2 protein-coding genes are annotated in these 2,550 nt (G+C 68.6%); both read right to left on the bottom strand.

What is annotated here, in order from left to right; genetic code table 11:
- Positions 1-207 precede the first annotated feature (207 nt).
- The gene (locus ACTHLF_RS10050) at positions 208-1,434 is read right to left on the bottom strand and encodes a hypothetical protein (protein WP_440327078.1); all 1,227 of its coding nucleotides are present in this window, start codon (positions 1,432-1,434) and stop codon (positions 208-210) included.
- A gap of 89 nt (positions 1,435-1,523) precedes the next feature.
- Positions 1,524-2,336: a bifunctional DNA-formamidopyrimidine glycosylase/DNA-(apurinic or apyrimidinic site) lyase gene (gene mutM, locus ACTHLF_RS10045; RefSeq protein WP_440327076.1), complete on the bottom strand. Its 813-nt coding sequence runs from the start codon at positions 2,334-2,336 to the stop codon at positions 1,524-1,526.
- Between the last annotated feature and the right edge of the window lie 214 nt (positions 2,337-2,550).

Here is a 2,550-nt window from a genome sequence, read left to right as displayed (position 1 = left end):
CCCGCTAACTTGTGGGAGCGGGCGGGGGCGCGGGGGGGGGGGGGGGGCCCCCCCCCAGCGGGCCACCGCGCGCCCCCACCCCCCCCCACAGCCGGCCGCGCCAGACCGGGGGGGGGGGGTGGTTTGCGGGGGGGGGTTGGGGGGGGGGGGGCGGGGGGGGGGGGGGGCCCCCCACCCCCCCCCGCCCCCCCCCCCCGCTCCCACAAGTTAGCGGGCAGCCGAGAACGCTACCTGCAGCACGCCCTTCGCGAAACCGCTGGCGGATGAAGTCACCTTGAGGTGTTCATCCTCCTGTGCGGCGCGGAGGTCGTGTACCAGCGCCCGTTCACCGTCCAGATCGTGCTTTACCGTGATGATGGTTCGCGCCGAATCGTGTGTCGCCGCTTCGGCGAGTTCGATGCGTGTACCGGCCGCTACGTCACGCACCACTGCCGAGCGCAGGCGATCGGGCGGACAGCGGTCGCCCGCGTATTCCTCCAGCATCACCGTTCGCCGCGCCCCCGCCGCCACCGCGCAGATGCGCTCGCCCTTGCCCGCGGGTTCATCGAAGAACTCGATCACACCGGCGTTCAACGCGGCGACCACGCTTGCCGCTTGTCCGGCTTCCACGAAATCCACCGCCACGTAGTTCGGCTTGCGGCCCGCCGCGGGGCGGCAGTGATCGTCAATGCGCGAGCGCAGGGCGTCGTAGCTGTTGTCCGTCGCGCTGTGGTTGCCAAGCGGCGCGCCGTGGAAGTGGTTCATCACGAAGAGGCGCGGCCACTCGCGCGGGCCCCACGTGGATTCGTTGGAAAGACCGGGTGACTCCCAGCGGCTGGTGCAGGAGGCATCATGCTCGAAGATGGTCCGGCCGAGCTCCCAGTGGTTCTCCGAGGTGTAGGTGCGGTCATACAGGACATGCGTGGGTCCTCCCGCGGTTGGCAGGGCGCCCGCGTTATCCCGTCGCTGCGTGAAGATGACCAGCCGCTGGCCCGCGTCTGCCATCTCGCGCGGTGTGGGCCAGCGCTCAGCCGTCCACTGTTCCGGCGAGAACGAAAGCCGAGCGGCCTCTGGCGCGAGCGACAGTTCCGCGGCCAGCGCGGCGCGGCTCGTGTAGTCCTCGAGGTGAAGCGTGACGATGGCCTGCGGCACCTGCCGCATGAAGGGCAACACGTGGTTGTTCAGTGCATCAGCGAGGGTTGGCTCGGTGCCAAGGCAGCTGCCGTGGCACAAACGCACGCGCCCGTTGCTTTCGTGGATATCCAGCATCAGGCCGCGCACGCCCCTCTGGAGTTGCGCGCCGAGGGAGAGTGTCTGGCCCGGAACGAGCGTGTTCGCGAACGCGTTATGGGCCGTAAGCCAGGTGTATTCGTTGAACGGCCGGTCCAGCGTGGCCTGTGCGTGCGCTGCGGGCACGGCAACGGCGGCGAGCGCCGCCAGCATGAGCTTCTTCATACGCATCCTTGCGTGAGTGGGGAGGGGCTAGCCTACGGAGGGGTGCGCGCTTCGCGCTATCCGGCGAAGGACGACATCGATGTAGGAATTCACCTCTGGCAAGACGGGCACCAGAACGACGCGCGCTGCCCGAGCGTAACGACGCGAACAGGCGTCCCGCACACCTTGCACGGCTCGCCGGCGCGGCCATACACGAACAGCTCCTGGAAGAAATAGCCGGGTGCGCCATCGGGCGCCAGGAAGTCACGCAGCGTGGTGCCGCCGCGGGTGATCGCGTACGCGAGGATCCGCTTGATCTCTGCGGCGAGGCGGACATAGCGTTCGTACGAGACCTTCCCCGCCGCGCGCCGTGGATCGATGCCCGCCGCGAACAAGGCTTCGCTGGCATAGATGTTTCCCACGCCGACGACCACCGCGTTATCCATGATGAAGGTCTTCACCGCGGCACTGCGGCCGCGCGAGAGCTCGAACAAACGCTCGCCGTCGAACGCGTCCGTCAGCGGCTCCGGGCCGATCCCTTCGAGCAGCTCGTGGGTCTCGCCGGGGTTCTGCCAGAGCAGGGCGCCGAAGCGACGCGGATCGGTGAAGCGCAGGACCTTGCCGGTATTAAACGCGATATCGACGTGGTCGTGCTTCGCGACCGGCGTGTCGGCGGGCAGCACGCGCAACATGCCCGACATGCCCAGGTGCAGCAGCGCGGTGCCCGCGCTGGTTTCCAGCAACAGGTATTTCGCCCGGCGGTCGACACTCTCCACGACCTGGCCGGGCAGCAGCGACGACACCTCGGGCGGGATCGGCCAGCGCAGGTCCGGGCGGCGCAGGATCACGCCCGTGACGCGGCGCCCCTCGATATGCGGGGCGATGCCGCGGCGGGTGGTTTCGACTTCGGGTAATTCGGGCATGGCCGGAATATTGGGCGAATTGGGGGGAAGGGCAAGGTACGGCGCATTTCCTTGTGGGAGCGAGCTTGCGCGCGATGGGTGCTTGCGGCACCGCCTATCGCGTGCAAGCACGCTCCCACAGGGTCGACGCGCTGCCGCAGGTTTTGTGGATCTTCCGCGAAAGATGTCGCCCACAGGGTGGGCTCCTACAGCATTGGCTTTGTAGGCAGGGCCT

The sequence above is a fragment of the Luteibacter sp. genome, assembly GCF_051958795.1.
Lineage (GTDB): Bacteria > Pseudomonadota > Gammaproteobacteria > Xanthomonadales > Rhodanobacteraceae > Luteibacter.
The sequence above is the reverse complement of the archived record's forward strand: the minus strand, read 5'-3'. Positions and strand labels throughout refer to the sequence as shown.

Coding starts and splice junctions, on each gene's coding strand:
- ACTHLF_RS10050 (WP_440327078.1), bottom strand. CDS start 1,434: ATGAAGAAGCTCATGCTGGCGGCGCTCGCCGCCGTTGCCGTGCCCGCA.
- mutM (WP_440327076.1), bottom strand. CDS start 2,336: ATGCCCGAATTACCCGAAGTCGAAACCACCCGCCGCGGCATCGCCCCG.